This window comes from Burkholderia sp. SIMBA_051 (assembly GCF_046534915.1).
Lineage (GTDB): Bacteria > Pseudomonadota > Gammaproteobacteria > Burkholderiales > Burkholderiaceae > Burkholderia > Burkholderia ambifaria.
The window spans coordinates 1-276 of the sequence record NZ_JAWRXS010000220.1; the positions used below are offsets into that span (position 1 = coordinate 1).

The window sequence follows — 276 nt, forward strand, 5'->3', positions numbered from 1 at the left end:
CTCGGCTAAATTCGAAAAGTGAAGCGGCCACGCCGGAATGTCCGACGTGGCCGTTTTCTTATCTGGTATGGGCGAAGACTCCCGGTCTGAACGGCCGTCATCGTCATATTTGTGTCAGTGCACAGGGCCTTGGCGATAAGCCCCCTACTTCACCACAACTTCCGTATGCGTCACCACCGGCGGCTTGTCAAAAAACGGCCCGACAAGTCGACGCCATTCCTGAAAGTCATCCGACTCGCGGAAGTGCACCATATGGTCTTCCAGCGTGTCCCACTG

1 pseudogene is annotated in these 276 nt (G+C 56.2%); it reads right to left on the minus strand.

The window, feature by feature from the left end:
* Positions 1–144: 144 nt before the first annotated feature.
* Positions 145–276, minus strand: a pseudogene (locus SB771_RS34265) (antibiotic biosynthesis monooxygenase); the annotation flags it as partial.